Annotated in this window: 16 protein-coding genes; 13 read left to right on the forward strand and 3 right to left on the reverse strand. The window is 66.0% G+C overall.

Annotated elements, in window-relative coordinates; genetic code table 11:
• The first annotated feature begins 100 nt into the window (after positions 1–100).
• From urtA to ureG, 13 genes are all read left to right on the forward strand, one after another.
• A complete protein-coding gene (gene urtA / locus KHP16_RS04235; RefSeq protein WP_109581638.1) occupies positions 101–1,354 on the forward strand; it encodes an urea ABC transporter substrate-binding protein in 1,254 nt (417 codons plus the stop codon).
• Positions 1,355–1,510: 156 nt separating this feature from the next.
• Positions 1,511–3,109, forward strand: coding sequence for an urea ABC transporter permease subunit UrtB (gene urtB / locus KHP16_RS04240; RefSeq protein ID WP_415831152.1), 1,599 nt, complete (start codon positions 1,511–1,513; stop codon positions 3,107–3,109).
• Positions 3,109–4,359 carry an urea ABC transporter permease subunit UrtC gene (urtC, locus tag KHP16_RS04245; protein WP_244835704.1) on the forward strand — a complete coding sequence of 417 codons (1,251 nt, stop codon included), beginning with the start codon at positions 3,109–3,111 and terminating at the stop codon, positions 4,357–4,359. Before urtB ends, urtC begins: the two co-directional genes overlap by 1 nt.
• A complete protein-coding gene (gene urtD, locus KHP16_RS04250) occupies positions 4,356–5,204 on the forward strand; it encodes an urea ABC transporter ATP-binding protein UrtD (RefSeq protein ID WP_109581636.1) in 849 nt (282 codons plus the stop codon). Before urtC ends, urtD begins: the two co-directional genes overlap by 4 nt.
• A 2-nt stretch (positions 5,205–5,206) precedes the next feature.
• Entirely contained in the window at positions 5,207–5,899 is a 693-nt protein-coding gene (urtE, locus tag KHP16_RS04255) for an urea ABC transporter ATP-binding subunit UrtE (RefSeq protein WP_121491142.1), read from the forward strand.
• Positions 5,900–6,023: 124 nt separating this feature from the next.
• Positions 6,024–6,923, forward strand: a complete 900-nt coding sequence (locus KHP16_RS04260; RefSeq protein WP_211959633.1) for an urease accessory protein UreD — start codon at positions 6,024–6,026, stop codon at positions 6,921–6,923.
• A gap of 42 nt (positions 6,924–6,965) precedes the next feature.
• Complete coding sequence (locus KHP16_RS04265) at positions 6,966–7,268, forward strand: urease subunit gamma (RefSeq protein ID WP_017229757.1); 303 nt, start codon at positions 6,966–6,968, stop codon at positions 7,266–7,268.
• Between the two features lie 18 nt (positions 7,269–7,286).
• Positions 7,287–7,925 (forward strand): HupE/UreJ family protein, encoded by a 639-nt coding sequence (locus KHP16_RS04270; protein WP_121491139.1) that lies wholly within the window; start codon positions 7,287–7,289, stop codon positions 7,923–7,925.
• 33 nt (positions 7,926–7,958) lie between these two features.
• Positions 7,959–8,264: an urease subunit beta gene (locus KHP16_RS04275; protein WP_109581632.1), complete on the forward strand. Its 306-nt coding sequence runs from the start codon at positions 7,959–7,961 to the stop codon at positions 8,262–8,264.
• Positions 8,264–9,979 carry an urease subunit alpha gene (ureC, locus tag KHP16_RS04280; protein ID WP_115951990.1) on the forward strand — a complete coding sequence of 572 codons (1,716 nt, stop codon included), beginning with the start codon at positions 8,264–8,266 and terminating at the stop codon, positions 9,977–9,979. The genes KHP16_RS04275 and ureC overlap by 1 nt, the downstream gene beginning before the upstream one ends.
• Before the next feature lie 26 nt (positions 9,980–10,005).
• Positions 10,006–10,680: an urease accessory protein UreE gene (gene ureE, locus KHP16_RS04285; RefSeq protein ID WP_211959634.1), complete on the forward strand. Its 675-nt coding sequence runs from the start codon at positions 10,006–10,008 to the stop codon at positions 10,678–10,680.
• Positions 10,681–11,373 carry an urease accessory protein UreF gene (locus tag KHP16_RS04290; RefSeq protein ID WP_115951991.1) on the forward strand — a complete coding sequence of 231 codons (693 nt, stop codon included), beginning with the start codon at positions 10,681–10,683 and terminating at the stop codon, positions 11,371–11,373.
• A gap of 26 nt (positions 11,374–11,399) precedes the next feature.
• Positions 11,400–12,023, forward strand: a complete 624-nt coding sequence (ureG, locus tag KHP16_RS04295) for an urease accessory protein UreG (protein ID WP_109581629.1) — start codon at positions 11,400–11,402, stop codon at positions 12,021–12,023.
• A 24-nt stretch (positions 12,024–12,047) separates the two neighbouring features.
• Here ureG and KHP16_RS04300 read toward each other — a convergent pair whose 3' ends face one another.
• The 3 genes from KHP16_RS04300 to KHP16_RS04310 all read right to left on the reverse strand — a co-directional run bounded on the left by KHP16_RS04300 (position 12,048) and on the right by KHP16_RS04310 (position 14,695).
• Positions 12,048–12,443: a helix-turn-helix domain-containing protein gene (locus KHP16_RS04300; RefSeq protein WP_109581628.1), complete on the reverse strand. Its 396-nt coding sequence runs from the start codon at positions 12,441–12,443 to the stop codon at positions 12,048–12,050.
• 204 nt (positions 12,444–12,647) lie between these two features.
• Positions 12,648–13,340: a glutathione binding-like protein gene (locus KHP16_RS04305; RefSeq protein WP_109581627.1), complete on the reverse strand. Its 693-nt coding sequence runs from the start codon at positions 13,338–13,340 to the stop codon at positions 12,648–12,650.
• 92 nt (positions 13,341–13,432) lie between these two features.
• Entirely contained in the window at positions 13,433–14,695 is a 1,263-nt protein-coding gene (locus KHP16_RS04310; protein ID WP_211959635.1) for an acyl-CoA dehydrogenase family protein, read from the reverse strand.
• Positions 14,696–14,700: the final 5 nt, after the last annotated feature.

Genomic DNA, 14,700 nt, shown 5'->3' on the forward strand with positions numbered 1-14,700 from the left:
CATCCGTCTCTTCGGCATCATCTTTCGGTTGGCACGCTAGTTGCAGAAGCATCACCCGGGGTGCGTAGTCCCTAACCACATACGAAAACTGGGAGCTGCAATGAAACGACGTGACATGCTGAAGCTGTCGGCGGTAGCCGCCGCGGCGATGATCGGTACCAGCCCGCTGATGGCGCAGTCGAAGGATCCGATCAAGGTCGGCATCCTGCATTCGCTGTCGGGCACGATGGCCATTTCGGAAACGTCGCTCAAGGACGTGGCCCTGATGACGATCGACGAGATCAACAAGAGCGGCGGCGTCCTGGGCCGCAAGCTCGAACCGGTGGTGGTGGACCCGGCTTCCAACTGGCCGCTGTTTGCCGAGAAGGCACGCCAGCTGATCACGAACGACAAGGTCGCCGTCACGTTCGGCTGCTGGACCTCGGTGTCGCGCAAGTCGGTGCTGCCGGTCTATGAGGAACTGAACTCGCTGCTGTTCTACCCCGTGCAGTACGAGGGCGAGGAAATGTCGAAGAACGTGTTCTACACGGGCGCCGCGCCGAACCAGCAGGCCATCCCCGCCGTGGAATACCTGATGAGCAAGGAAGGTGGCGGCGCCAAGCGCTTCTTCCTGCTGGGCACGGACTACGTCTACCCGCGTACGACCAACAAGATCCTGCGCGCGTTCCTGAAGAGCAAGGGCGTTGCGGACAAGGACATCGAGGAGGTCTACACCCCGTTCGGTCATAGCGACTACCAGACCATCGTCGCGAACATCAAGAAGTTCTCGCAGGGCGGCAAGACCGCCGTGATCTCGACGATCAATGGCGACTCGAACGTGCCGTTCTACAAGGAACTGGGCAATGCTGGCCTGAAGGCCAAGGATGTGCCGGTCGTGGCGTTCTCCGTGGGCGAGGAAGAACTGCGCGGCATCGACACCAAGCCGCTGGTGGGCCATCTGGCGGCATGGAACTACTTCATGTCGGTGAAGAACCCCGAGAACGAAGCGTTCAAGAAGCAATGGGCGGCCTGGGTCAAGGCCAACAACCTGCCGGGCGGCGACAAGCGCGTGACGAACGACCCGATGGAAGCCACCTACGTGGGTATCCACATGTGGGCGCAGGCCGTGAAGAAGGCTGGCTCGACCGATCCGAACAAGGTGCGCGCCGCGATGTACGGCCAGACCTTCAAGGCACCGGACGGCTTCACCCTGACGATGGGCGACAACCATCACCTCTACAAGCCCGTGATGATCGGCGAAGTGAAGGCCGACGGTCAGTTCAACGTGGTGTGGAAGACCGCGAAGCCGATCCGCGCGCAACCCTGGAGCCCGTTCATCACGGGTAACGAAGGCAAGCCGGACAAGGTGATGTAAGCATCGGAATTTCCTTCCGACATTGCGGTACCCCCTCTCCCTGCGGGAGAGGGGAAACACATAACCAGACGCGAGCGTGTACACGAATCGCGCCACGCCCAAAGACACTCCGCCAGCCCTATGCCATCACCCATACTCCGATCATGGCTCCGCGCCATGCTGGCAGCGCTGCTGCTGGCTGCCGCGCCATTGTGGGCCGCGCCACTGACGCAAGCCGACCTCAAGCCGCTCGCGGAAGACGACTTCGACGCGAAGACCGCCGCGGTGACCGCGCTGACCAAGGCGCCGCCCGAACAATCCGCGCCGATCCTCAAGGCCCTGCAGGACGATGCGCTCCAATACGCGCCGTCGGTGGGCATGGTGCGCCAGGACGGCGACAAGTTCGTGGATGCGATCAGCGGCAAGCCCGTGACCGTGAAGCAGGACGAACTGGAATCGCTGACGCTCAACAACAGCCTGCGCACGCTCGTCGATAGCGCGGCCAGCAGCCTGCAGCTGCAGTCGTCCGACATCGCGGTGCGCACGCAAGCCATCAACACGCTGTTCGACGCGCCCGAGAACGCCTCGCGCGAAGTCGTGGCGGCCGCGCGCAAGGCCGAGGCCGATGCCGGGCTGCGCGCGCGCCTCGACGTGATCTGGGCCAATACGGTGCTCGCCGATGGCGCGGAGGCCGCGCGCGATGCGCGGCTCGAGGCCATTCGCATCCTTGGCCACGACAGCAACCCCCAGAGCCGTCAGAAGCTGGCCCCACTCATGGAGAAGGACGACGCGGGCAAGTACCGCGAGCCCGATGCCGAGGTTCGCCTCGCCGCGCAGCAGGCGCTCGACGCGCTGCGCAGCGACCAGCGCCGCGCCGAGCTCGTGGGCAACCTGTTTGCGGGCCTGAGCCTCGGCAGCGTGCTGCTGCTCGCCGCGCTCGGTCTCGCCATCACCTATGGCCTGATCGGCGTCATCAACATGGCGCATGGCGAATTCCTGATGATCGGCGCCTACGCGACGTACGTCGTGCAGACGCTGTTCCGCGCGTATGCGCCGCACGCGTTCGACTGGTACCTCGTGGCCGCGCTGCCGGCGTCGTTCCTTGCCGCGGCGATCGTCGGATTCGCGCTCGAACGCATCGTGCTGCGCCATCTGTACGGCCGTCCGCTAGAGACGCTGCTGGCCACGTTCGGTGTGAGCCTGCTGTTCCAGCAGGCCGTGCGCACGATCTTCGGCGCGCAGAACGTCGAAGTGGCCAATCCCGTCTGGATGAGCGGCGGCATGGAATGGCTGCCGGGCCTCGTGATTCCGTACAACCGCGTGATCATTATCCTGTTCGCGCTGGCCGTGGTCGCCGTGGCATGGGGCGTGCTCAATCGCACGCGCCTGGGCCTGTTCGTGCGCGCCACCACGCAGAACCGCACCATGGCGGCCTGCGTCGGCGTGCGCACGTGGAAGGTCGATAGCTACGCGTTCGCATTTGGCGCAGGTATCGCGGGCCTGGGCGGCTGCGCGCTGTCCCAGATCGGCAACGTCGGTCCGGACCTCGGGCAGGCGTACATCATCGACTCGTTCATGGTGGTCGTGCTCGGCGGCGTGGGCCAGCTGGCCGGCACCATCGTCGGTGCGTTCGGCCTCGGCCTGATCAACAAGTTCATCGAGCCGTTCTATGGCGCGGTGCTGGCCAAGATCTTCGTCCTGGTGCTGATCGTCCTCTTCATCCAGAAGCGGCCGCAGGGACTTTTCGCGCTCAAGGGGCGCAGCGCGGAGGCATGATGACGAGTTTTCAATCCAAATCCGCCGCGGGCCGGGCGCCATTCCGCCTGTCGGTGCCCGAGCGTCAGCCGCTGTTCTCGCGCCGGGTATGGGCCGCGCTCGTCGTGCTGACGATCGTGGTGGCCATCGGCGTGCCCGTCTGCGCGCTGCTGGTGCCGGAGGGCCATCCGCTGCATCTGTCGGCCTATGCGCTCACGCTGATTGGCAAGATCATGTGTTTCGCGCTGGCGGCTATCGCGCTGGACCTCGTATGGGGGTATTGCGGCATCCTGAGTCTCGGGCATGGGCTGTTCTTCGCGCTCGGCGGGTATGCGATGGGCATGTACCTGATGCGCTCGATCGGACGAGAGGGTGTGTACAAGAGCGACCTGCCCGACTTCATGGTGTTCCTCGACTGGAAGGAATTGCCGTGGTTCTGGCACGGCACCGAGCATCTGCCGTACGCGCTCCTGCTCGTGATCCTCGTGCCTGGCGTGCTGGCCTGGCTGTTCGGGTACTTCGCCTTCCGCTCGCGCATCAAGGGCGTGTATCTGTCGATCATCACGCAGGCCATGACGTACGCAGCCATGCTGCTGTTCTTCCGCAACGAGACGGGGTTTGGCGGAAACAACGGCTTTACGGACTTCAAGCGTATCGCGGGGTTTGCGATCGCGGCGCCGGAGACGCGCACGGCGCTGTTCGTGCTGACGTTCCTGGCGCTGCTGGGCGGCTTCGTCGCGTGCCGCTACATCGTGTCGTCGAAGCTGGGTCGCGTGGTCACGGCGGTGCGCGATGCGGAGATGCGCGTGATGTTCTCCGGCTACAGCCCGCTCGGCTACAAGCTGTTCGTGTGGACGTTCTCGGCCGTGCTGTGCGGCATTGCGGGCGCGCTGTACGTGCCGCAGGTCGGCATCATCAACCCGGGCGAGATGTCGCCCGCCAACTCGATCGAGATGGCGGTCTGGGTTGCCGTCGGTGGCCGCGGCACGTTGATCGGGCCGATCGTCGGCGCATTCCTCGTGAACGGGGCCAAGACGATGTTCACGGCGTACTTCGCCGAATACTGGCTGTTCCTGCTCGGCGCGATGTTCGTGCTGGTGACGCTGTACCTGCCCGATGGCGTGGTGGGGCTCTGGCGCCGGATGTCCGGCCGCCGCACGCCGAAGGAGCGCATCGATAGCGCCAGTACGAGCACCAATACGGGCACCAGTACCGGCGCCGGCGCGCCGGTCGACGAAGACAAGGCCGCACCGGTCGGGAGGGAAGCATGAACGCCGCACTGGATGTGCAACAAGCCGAGAGCGGCGAAACCACGGGTCTGGGCCGCGTCGTCGAGCCTGGCATCATCGACGTCACGCATGGGCCGATTCTCTACGTGGAAGATCTCACCGTGCAGTTCGACGGTTTCCGCGCGCTGAACAAGCTGTCGATCTCGATCGATCACGGCGAACTGCGCTGCGTGATCGGCCCCAACGGCGCCGGCAAGACCACGATGATGGATGTCATCACGGGCAAGACCGGTCCGCGCAATGCCAACGTGAGCGGGCGCGTGTTCCTCGGCCAGACCATCGACCTGATGCGCATGACGGAGCCGCGCATCGCGCAGGTCGGCATCGGCCGCAAGTTCCAGAAGCCGACGGTGTTCGAGCAGCATCAGGTGTGGGAGAACCTCGAACTCGCGATGAAGGCCGACAAGCGCTGGTGGTCGTCGCTGCGCGCGCGGCTGACGGGCGAGGGCCATCGCCGCATCGAGGAGACGCTGGCGCTGACCGGCCTCGAGGACGAGGCTTACCGTCCGGCGGGCCTGCTGTCGCACGGCCAGAAGCAGCGGCTCGAGATCGGCATGCTGCTGATGCAGCAGCCGCAACTGTTGCTGCTCGACGAGCCCGTGGCGGGCATGACCGATGAAGAGACCATGCAGCTCGCGGGCCTGCTCAACAGCCTGCGCGGCAGCTGCTCGATGATGGTCGTGGAGCACGACATGGAATTCGTCGCCGCGCTGGCGGGCGACACGGGCAAGGTCACGGTGCTCGCCGAAGGCAGCCTGCTGGCCGAAGGCACGCTCGACGCCGTCAAGCGCGATGAACGCGTGATCGAATCCTACCTGGGAAGATAACGATGCTGCAGGTCAATGCACTGAACCAGTATTACGGCGGCAGCCACATCCTGCGCAACGTGAGTTTCGACGTGCCCGAGGGCAGGCTGACCACGTTGCTCGGCCGCAATGGCGTGGGCAAGAGCACGCTGCTCAAATGCCTGATGGGCGTGGTGCCCACGCGCAGCGGCAACATCAGCTGGGGCGGCACGGCGATCGAGAAGAAGGCGCCATACGAACGCGTCGCCGCGGGCATGGCCTACGTGCCGCAGGGGCGCGAGATCTTTCCGCGGCTGACGGTGGAAGAGAACCTGCTGATCGGCGCCGCGAGCCGCAAGGCCCCCCCGGGCGTGCCCGATCGCATCTACCAGCTGTTTCCGGTGCTGCGCACGATGCGCCAGCGGCGCGGGGGCGATCTGTCCGGCGGGCAGCAGCAACAACTGGCCATCGGCCGCGCGTTGATGAGCGAGCCGAAGCTGCTGATCCTCGACGAACCGACCGAAGGCATCCAGCCGTCGATCATCCAGGACATCGGGCGCGCGCTGCGGCTGCTCGTCGACGAGTTCGGCATGACGGTGCTGCTGGTGGAGCAGTACTACGAGTTCGCGCGGCACCTTGCCGATCACTACGTCGTGATGAGCCGCGGCGAGGTGGTCGCGAAGGGGGCGGGCGCCGACATGGAGCAGGATGGCGTACGGGAACTGATTGCGGTCTGATCCGCATGACTGCGCGATCCCACTATTGCACGTTCGCACTTTCGGTCGCCACGAACGCGCGCTATGATGGCCGGCAACGAACGGCCTACCTCGCGCGCGCGCGCTTGCCCGCCCAGCCTCCTTCATGCGTCATCCCGATTTTCCTTCCAGTCTTGCAATGCCCGCCGCGTGGCAGGCGAGCCTGCGCCTGCGCTTTGCGGCGCGCGGCGAGGGCGGCGCCATGCGCACGGCCCTCGTCGAGCGCCGCCACAAAGGCCCGCTCATGGTCCAGAAGCCGCTCTACCCGGAAGGCGACGCGATCTGCCACGCGGTGGTGCTGCATCCGCCCGCGGGCATCGCGGGCGGCGACCTGCTCGACATCGACATCGCGGTAGAGCCCGGCGCGCACGCGGTGCTCGCCACGCCTGGCGCGACCAAGTGGTACAAGTCCCTTGGCCGCGACGCGAGCCAGCAGGTGCGCATCACCGTGGCCGATGGCGCGCGGCTCGACTGGCTGCCGCAGGAGAACATCGTGTTCGACGATGCGCGCGCGCGCATCGGCACCGACGTTCGCGTGTCGCGCGGCGGCAGCGCGATCGGCTGGGATGCCGTCGTGCTCGGCCGGCAAGCTTCGGGCGAGCGCTGGTCGCGGGGCGCGCTGTGGCTCGACACGCGCGTCGGCAATGCCGGGCGTCCGCTGTGGATCGAGCAGTCTTTCGTCGATGCGCACGCCGATGCCGCGCTGCGTACCGCGTGGCCCGGCATGGATGGGCTGCCCGTGCTGGGCACGCTGTGGGCCGTAGGGGAGGGCGCCACGACGGAACTGGCCGAAGCGCTGGCCGAACGTCTGCCGTATCGCGACGATCTGCGCGCGGGCGTGACCTGCATGGTCAGCCCAGCGTCCGACGGCCGCCGCATGCTGCTGCTGCGCGTGCTCGGCCGCCATATCGAACCTGTGCGTCATCTGCTGATCGATTGCTGGACGCAGCTGCGCGAGCCCATCCATGGCGTGCCCGCGCGGCCGCTGCGGCTGTGGGCCACCTGAACCCTTCAATCCAACGAGACAACAAGACAAAGGACTCCGACGATGGAACTCACGCCGCGAGAGAAAGACAAGCTGCTGATCTTCACCGCCGCGCTGCTGGCCGAACGGCGCCGCGCGCGCGGTCTCAAGCTCAACTACCCCGAGGCCGTGGCGCTGATTACCGCGGCCATCATGGAAGGGGCGCGCGATGGCCGTACCGTTGCCGAGCTCATGCATGAGGGCACCACCGTGCTCGCGCGCGAGGACGTCATGGACGGCGTGGCGGAGCTCATTCCCGAGATTCAGGTGGAAGCGACGTTCCCCGATGGCACCAAGCTCGTCACCGTGCATCATCCCATCGTCTGACCCTAACGAGAACCAATAATGAAAACGACTCGCACGCTGGCGCTCGCCGCCGTACTGTTCCCCGCGCTTTCGCTCACCGCCGTCAGCGCCTTCGCCCATCCGGGCCATGAGGCGACGACGGTCGCCGGCAGCTTCTACGCGGGCTTGCTGCACCCGCTGACGGGGGCGGACCATTTGCTGGCCATGGCCTCCGTCGGCGTGTGGAGCGCGCTGGCCGCGCGCGGCAGCCACGGTCGCCAGCCGGGCGCCATGCAACTGCTGCGCCTGCCGCTCGCGTTCGTCGTGCTGATGCTCGCGGGCGCCGCGCTGGGTCTGGCCGGTTTCACGCTGCCCGCGGTGGAACCGATGATCGCCGCGTCGCTGCTCGTCATCGGTCTGCTGGTCGCGCTGCGCACGCAACTGCCCGCGGCCGCGGGCATGGCCATCGTCGGCGGCTTCGCGCTGTTCCATGGCTATGCGCATGGTGCCGAACTGCCGGCGTCGGCCTCGGCATTGCCGACGGTGCTCGCCTATGTCGGCGGTTTCGCGCTGGCGACGATGGGCCTGCATTGCGCCGGTATCGGCGTCGGTGGCGTGCTGCGCCGCCATGCGGGCTGGCTCGCGCGTATCGCGGGTGCCGGTGTGGCCATGTACGGCGTGGGCCTGCTGGTCGCGTAACGCCACCATCGACAACATGCGAGGAGCATCGCGATGATTCCCGGTGAACTGATGCCGCTGGACGGCGAGATCGAACTCAATGTGGGCCGGGCGACCGTCAGCGTGACCGTCGCCAATACAGGGGATCGTCCGATCCAGGTCGGCTCGCATTTTCATTTCTACGAAACCAACGCCGCGCTCGCGTTCGACCGCGAGGCCGCGCGTGGCTTCCGGCTGAACATTGCCGCGGGCACCGCGGTGCGCTTCGAGCCGGGACAGCGCCGCACGGTCGAGCTCGTCGCGCTCGATGGAGATCGCATCGTCTTCGGTTTCAACGGCAAGATCATGGGAGCGCTGTAATGGTAAAGATCTCCAGGCAGGCCTATGCCGAAATGTTCGGCCCGACCACCGGCGACCGGGTGCGGCTTGCCGACACGGGCCTCGTGATCGAGGTCGAGCGCGACTACACGATCTACGGCGAGGAAGTGAAGTTCGGCGGCGGCAAGGTGATCCGGGACGGCATGGGGCAGAGCCAGCGCATGTCGAAGGACTGCGTCGATACGGTCATCACGAATGCCCTCATCGTTGACCACTGGGGCATCGTCAAGGCCGATATCGGCCTCAAGGGCGGCCGCATCGCCGCCATCGGCAAGGCAGGCAATCCAGATATCCAGCCCGGCGTGACGATCGTCGTCGGTCCGGGCACCGAAGTCATCGCTGGCGAAGGCATGATCGTCACGGCTGGCGGCATCGACACGCACATCCACTTCATCTGCCCGCAGCAGATCGACGAAGCGCTCATGAGCGGCGTGACCACGATGATCGGCGGCGGCACGGGTCCCGCCACGGGCACCTTCGCGACTACGGTCACGCCGGGCCCCTGGTACATGGAGCGCATGCTGCAGGCGGCCGATGCCTATCCGATGAACATCGGTTTTCTCGGCAAGGGCAACGCGAGCCAGGCCGCGCCGCTGACCGAGCAGGTGGAGGCCGGGGCGATCGGCCTCAAGCTCCACGAGGACTGGGGTACCACGCCGCAGGCCATCGATACGTGCCTGAGCGTGGCCGATGCCACCGATACGCAGGTGGCCATCCACACCGACACGCTCAACGAGGGCGGCTTCGTCGAGGCGACGATCGCCGCGTTCAAGGGCCGCACGATCCATACGTATCACACCGAAGGGGCGGGCGGCGGCCACGCGCCGGACATCATCAAGGTATGCGGCGAGGCCAACGTGCTACCGTCCTCGACCAACCCGACGCGGCCGTACACGGTCAACACGCTCGACGAGCACCTCGACATGCTGATGGTGTGCCATCACCTCGATCCGTCGATCGCCGAGGACATCGCGTTCGCGGAATCGCGCATTCGCCGCGAGACCATCGCCGCCGAAGACATCCTGCACGACCTTGGCGCGTTCTCGATGATCTCGAGCGACTCGCAGGCAATGGGCCGCGTGGGCGAGGTCATCATCCGCACCTGGCAGACCGCGCACAAGATGGCCGCGCAGCGCGGCAAGCTGCCGGGCGATCCGCACGATGCCCGCGGGGGCCACGACAACTTCCGCGTGCGGCGTTATATCGCCAAGTACACGATCAATCCGGCGCTCACGCATGGCATCGCGCACGAGGTCGGTTCGATCGAGGTTGGCAAGTGGGCGGACCTCGTGCTGTGGAAGCCCGCCTTCTTCGGTGTGAAGCCGAGCCTCATCCTCAAGGGCGGCATGATCGCCGCGGCGGCGATGGGCGATCCCAATGCGTCCATCCCGACGCCGCAGCCCGTGCACTATCGGCCGATGTTCGCCTCGGCAGGCGGCGCGCTGCCGCGTTCGTCGCTGACGTTCGTGTCGCAGGCCGCGCTTGCCGCCAACGTCGGCGAGCGTTATGGTCTGGCCAAGACGCTCGCGGCGGTGCGCGGCACGCGGACGGTGTCCAAGCGCGACATGGTGCTGAACGACTGGCAGCCGCACGTGACGGTCGACCCGGAGACCTATCAGGTCGTTGCCGATGGGCAATTGCTGACCTGCGAGCCGGCGACCGTGCTGCCGATGGCGCAGCGTTACTTCCTGTTTTGATCGCTTTGAATGGATTGTTTCGAATCGTGCTGAAGATCGACAAACATCTGCCCGCGCCGCATGGCATCGCGCCTGTGCTGGTCAAACGCGCGGCCAAGCTCGTGCTGCCGTTTGGCGACCGTAGCAAGAGCCGGCTCCGTGCGGTGCTCGACAATGGCGACGAGGTCGCGCTCTTTCTGCCGCGAGGCACGGTGCTGCGGGGAGGCGATCTGCTGGTGGCCGAGGATGGCGCGTTCGTGGAGGTACGGGCTGCCGGCGAGTCGGTGCTTCAGGTGACGGCCGGTGGCACGGGTCAGGGCTCGGAGGAGGGCCAGCTGAGCCTGATGCGCGCGGCGTATCACCTGGGCAATCGGCATACGCCTGTCGAGGTGGGGCGCGACTATCTGCGGCTCGAGTACGACCCCGTGCTCGCGGACATGCTGGTGCGCCTCGGCGTGACGATCGCGCGTGCCGAGTTGCCGTTCGAGCCCGAGGCGGGCGCGTATGGCGGCGGTCACAAGCATGGGCATGACGCCACGTTCGCCGAGGACTATGCGGCCGCGCAGGCGGTGTTTCATGAGCACCATGGGCATGACCACGACCATGGGCACCACCACCATGATCACGGCCATGGGCACCACCACCATGACCACGGCCACGCCCATGAGCACGAGCACGGCCCGGGCTGCGGCCACGGTCACGACCACTCGCATCGCCGCTGAATGACCGCGCTGCCGCAACTCGTCTCCCTGCTGCATCTGGCATCGCCCGCGCTGCCGATCGGGGGCTTCAGCTATTCGCAAGGGCTGGAGGCCGCGATCGACTGCGGCATCGTGCATGACGCCGCAAGCGCGGGGCGGTGGATCCAGGACAACCTCACCCACGTGCAGGCCGCCTGCGAGGCCCCGGTCTGGCTGCTGCTGTACCGCGCGTGGCGGGTCGGCGACCTCGCCGCCGTGCGCGAGTGGAACGACTGGTTCCACGCCACGCGCGAGACCGCGGAGTTGCGGCTGGAGACCGAGCAGATGGGCTGGTCGCTCGCGCGCCTGATCGCCCAGATGTCATGGGGCGACGAACCGATGCGCAACGCGCTGACGCAGATGTCGCCGATCTGCCTGCCGACCGCCTTCACCGCCGCCTGCGTGGCGCTGGACATCGATGCGAGAGACGGCCTCGCCGCCTACGCCTTCAACTGGGCGGAGAATCAGGTGGCCGCGGCGATCAAGGCCGTGCCGCTCGGCCAGGTGGCCGGCCAGCTTATCCTGCGCGCGTTGCACACACCCGTGCGCGAGATGGTCGAGCAGGCGTGGCAACGCGCTGACGCCGAGCCGCCGCAACTCTCCACGTTTTCTCCGATGCTGGGCCTGCTGTCCGCGCGACACGAGACGCAGTACTCCCGGCTGTTCCGATCCTGAACCCGTCCTGAGTCATTCTCGCAATCATGACCCGTACCAAGAAAAATCCGCCGTTGCGCGTCGGTGTCGGCGGCCCCGTCGGCTCCGGCAAGACCACGCTGCTCGAGATGCTGTGCAAGGCGATGCGCGACCGCTACGACCTCGTCGCGATCACGAACGATATTTATACGAAGGAAGACCAGCGCCTGCTGACCATCTCGGGCGCGTTGCCCGCCGAGCGCATCATGGGCGTGGAGACGGGCGGCTGCCCGCATACCGCGATTCGCGAGGATGCATCGATCAACCTCGAGGCCGTCGATCGCATGCTGGCGAAGTTTCCGGATGCCGACGTGGTGTTCATCGAGTCGGGCGGCGACAACCTCGCGGCGACATTCAGCCCGGAGCTATCGGATCTTACGATCTATGTGATCGACGTGGCCGGCGGCGAGAAGATTCCGCGCAAGGGCGGGCCGGGCATCACGAAGTCCGATCTGCTCGTGGTCAACAAGACCGACCTCGCACCGTACGTCGGCGCGAACCTGGAGATCATGGAAAGCGATACGCGCAAGATGCGCGGCGAACGGCCGTTCGTGATGGGCAGCGTGAAATCGGGGCAGGGCCTGGATCAGGTCATCGCGTTCATCGAACGCCAGGGCATGCTCGGCGTCTGACGCGCTCCGCGGGCCCATCCGATCTCAGTTGTCTTCCGCGGGACGCCGCGCGTTCTTCTTGGCAAGGGCGCGGGCGACGGCCGCGACGACGTCCTGCTCGGAATCGTCGAGCGTCGCCATGTAGCGCAGTGTCGCCTGCACGGCCGGCGAAGACTCCGGATCGAACGGCGAGCGCGGTTCGTCAGCGTCCGTTTCGTCGGCGTGCTTGGAGAAGTCGAGCATCTCCGGTGGCGGCACGCCCAGCGTGTCGGCAAGCGTGCAGATGTTGTAGAGCGCGACATTCCGCGTGCCGCGTTCGATGCCGCTGAGATATGATCGCGCCAGTCCGCTTTCCAGCGACAGCGCTTCCTGCGACCAGCCGCGTTGCTTGCGCAACCACGTGAGATGTCGGCCGAATAGCTTGAGAGGATCGCCAGTCATGAGCCATTGTGGATTTTAAGTCGCTCAGAGACTAAGGGTTTTGGCCTGACCGTCACGACAACCTATAGGTCCCCGTTCTATCGGTGTCAGGCCCACCCGCTGCCGCGATCGTCGCCGATCGTCGGTGATTGTCGCAGACAATCCACCCTCGCTTCCGCTGTCCGGGGCCGTCATCCGCGCGGCTGTCTGCGGCTGGTTGCGGGCTTATCTCCGCTGGTACTGCGTCGCGCCAAACAGCATCTCGCGAGCCTTGTCGTCGTGCTGCGGGCGGCGCTGGGCGGCGAGCACCTCCACGCCGCGTTGAACGGCGGGCCGCGCGGCGATGGTATCAAACCATCGATGCAGATGGGGATAATCCTCGAGTTCCACGCCCTGATTCTTCCAGCTGCGCAGCCACGGGAACGTGGCGATATCCGCGATCGAATAACTGTTGCCCGCAAGCCACGGATGCTGCGACAGCTGCTTGTCGATCACGCCATAGAGCCGTTTCGCTTCGTTGGTGTAGCGATTGACCGCGTACTCGATTTTCTCGGGCGCGTAGATACGGAAGTGGTGCGCCTGGCCGAGCATGGGGCCCACGCCGCCCATCTGGAACATCAGCCATTGCAAGGCGTCGTACTTGCCGCGCACATCCTCGGGCAGGAACTTGCCGGTCTTGCTGGCGAGGTACAGCAGGATGGCGCCCGATTCGAACAGCGAGATGGGCTTGCCGTCCGGGCCCTCGGGATCGACGATCGCGGGAATCTTGTTGTTGGGGCTGATCTTGAGGAAGTCGTCGCCGAACTGATCGCCGGCGCCGATGTTGATCGGATGCACCTTGTACTCGAGGCCGCATTCCTCGAGCATGATGTGGATCTTGTGGCCGTTGGGCGTCGCCCACGAATAGACATCGATCATGCCGTGCTCTCCTCGGTCGGTCGTTGGAAGGGATCGCCGATTAGAGCACGGAAGGAATAAGCCTGTGAGGCACGGGGTCTTGAGCGGCGTCGTCAGCCGCCGCGCGTCACCGGCATGGCGATATCGTTCGCGCTCACGTTCATGTGCTTGGCGAGTTCGAGCTTGGCGATCGCGTTGCGATGTACCTCGTCCGGACCATCCGCGAAACGCAGCGTGCGCTGATGCGCCCACCAGTTCGCGAGCGGGAAGTCGTTCGACACGCCGGCCGCGCCATGCACCTGCATCGCCCAGTCGATCACGCGCAGCGCGGTGTTCGGCGCCACCACCTTGATCATGGCGATTTCGGCCTTGGCGACCTTGTTGCCGACCGTGTCCATCATGTATGCGGCCTTCAACGTCAGCAGGCGAGCCATCTCGATGTCGCAGCGCGCTTCCGCGATGCGTTCCTGCGTCACGCCCTGGCGCGCGATTTCCTTGCCGAAGGCCACGCGCGACAGGGCGCGCTTGCACAGCAACTCAAGCGCGCGCTCGGCCACGCCGATGCTGCGCATGCAGTGGTGGATGCGGCCCGGGCCGAGGCGGCCCTGCGCGATCTCGAAGCCGCGGCCTTCGCCTAGCAGCATGTTGCCCGCGGGGACGCGCACGTCCTTGAGCTCGATCTCCATGTGGCCGTGCGGGGCGTCGTCGTAGCCGAACACGGGCAGGAAGCGCTTGATCGTGATACCAGGGGTATCGGCCGGCACGATGATCATCGACTGCTGTTCATGGCGCGGCGCGTCGGGGTTGGTCTTGCCCATCACGATGTAGACCTTGCAGCGGGGGTCGCCCGCGCCCGACGACCACCACTTGGTGCCGTTGATGACGTAATGGTCGCCGTCGCGCGTGATGCTGCAGCGGATGTTGGTGGCATCCGACGAGGCGACGTCGGGTTCCGTCATCAGGAACGCCGAACGGATCTCGCCGCGCAGCAGCGGTTCGAGCCACTGGTCCTTGAGTTCTTCGGACGCGTAGCGCTCGAACGTCTCCATGTTGCCGGTGTCCGGCGCGGAGCAGTTGAAGACTTCGGCGGACCACGGCGCGCGGCCCATGATCTCGCACAGCGGGGCATATTCCAGATTCGACAGACCCTGCGGGGCGCGCGGCGAGCGCGGCAGGAACAGGTTCCACAGGCCGGCTTCGCGGGCCAGCGGCTTCAGGTCCTCGACCACGCGCGTGGGTACCCAGGCGTTGCCGGCTTCGCGATTCGCCTGGATCTCGGCGTAGAACTTCTTCTCGTTCGAATAGATGTGCGCGTCGAAGAAGGCGAGCAGGCGCTCCTGCATCTGCTTGACCTTCGGCGAATAGTCGAAATCCATGGCGT

The sequence above is a fragment of the Cupriavidus plantarum genome (assembly GCF_905397285.1).
Lineage (GTDB): Bacteria > Pseudomonadota > Gammaproteobacteria > Burkholderiales > Burkholderiaceae > Cupriavidus > Cupriavidus plantarum.

Coding starts and splice junctions, on each gene's coding strand:
- KHP16_RS04290 (WP_115951991.1), top strand. CDS start 10,681: ATGACCGCGCTGCCGCAACTCGTCTCCCTGCTGCATCTGGCATCGCCC.
- urtB (WP_415831152.1), top strand. CDS start 1,511: ATGCTGGCAGCGCTGCTGCTGGCTGCCGCGCCATTGTGGGCCGCGCCA.
- KHP16_RS04260 (WP_211959633.1), top strand. CDS start 6,024: ATGCGTCATCCCGATTTTCCTTCCAGTCTTGCAATGCCCGCCGCGTGG.
- ureC (WP_115951990.1), top strand. CDS start 8,264: ATGGTAAAGATCTCCAGGCAGGCCTATGCCGAAATGTTCGGCCCGACC.
- urtD (WP_109581636.1), top strand. CDS start 4,356: ATGAACGCCGCACTGGATGTGCAACAAGCCGAGAGCGGCGAAACCACG.
- urtA (WP_109581638.1), top strand. CDS start 101: ATGAAACGACGTGACATGCTGAAGCTGTCGGCGGTAGCCGCCGCGGCG.
- ureG (WP_109581629.1), top strand. CDS start 11,400: ATGACCCGTACCAAGAAAAATCCGCCGTTGCGCGTCGGTGTCGGCGGC.
- KHP16_RS04310 (WP_211959635.1), bottom strand. CDS start 14,695: ATGGATTTCGACTATTCGCCGAAGGTCAAGCAGATGCAGGAGCGCCTG.
- KHP16_RS04300 (WP_109581628.1), bottom strand. CDS start 12,443: ATGACTGGCGATCCTCTCAAGCTATTCGGCCGACATCTCACGTGGTTG.
- urtE (WP_121491142.1), top strand. CDS start 5,207: ATGCTGCAGGTCAATGCACTGAACCAGTATTACGGCGGCAGCCACATC.
- KHP16_RS04305 (WP_109581627.1), bottom strand. CDS start 13,340: ATGATCGATGTCTATTCGTGGGCGACGCCCAACGGCCACAAGATCCAC.
- KHP16_RS04265 (WP_017229757.1), top strand. CDS start 6,966: ATGGAACTCACGCCGCGAGAGAAAGACAAGCTGCTGATCTTCACCGCC.
- KHP16_RS04275 (WP_109581632.1), top strand. CDS start 7,959: ATGATTCCCGGTGAACTGATGCCGCTGGACGGCGAGATCGAACTCAAT.
- KHP16_RS04270 (WP_121491139.1), top strand. CDS start 7,287: ATGAAAACGACTCGCACGCTGGCGCTCGCCGCCGTACTGTTCCCCGCG.
- urtC (WP_244835704.1), top strand. CDS start 3,109: ATGACGAGTTTTCAATCCAAATCCGCCGCGGGCCGGGCGCCATTCCGC.